The organism is Flavobacterium solisilvae (assembly GCF_012911605.1).
Taxonomy (GTDB): domain Bacteria; phylum Bacteroidota; class Bacteroidia; order Flavobacteriales; family Flavobacteriaceae; genus Flavobacterium; species Flavobacterium solisilvae.
In genome coordinates, this window is sequence record NZ_JAAMPT010000056.1 from 1 (window position 1) to 244 (window position 244).

1 pseudogene is annotated in these 244 nt (G+C 29.1%); it reads right to left on the reverse strand.

Annotated elements, in window-relative coordinates:
* Window positions 1-28: 28 nt before the first annotated feature.
* Window positions 29-244 (reverse strand): annotated as a pseudogene (locus G6042_RS00265) (IS21 family transposase); the annotation flags it as partial.

Below are 244 nucleotides of genomic sequence, written 5' to 3' on the forward strand. Positions count from 1 at the left end.
ATTTCATTCATAAGTATTTGGTTTTAATTTATTTGTAATAGTTTTTTCCTCTGATGTTGTTGTGATTGGGTAATTCAAATTCTTCTTCTTGCTCATTATCAGCGTTATCTAAGTTATTTTCTAAAATGTTTTGGATGGCTTTAAAGCTGTAAATCCTAAAATCAAGTGCGCGTTTACAAGCGTTGATTAATCGTTGTTTTCCAACTTTCTTCTCAAAGTTCAATATCCCTAAACAACTTTTATA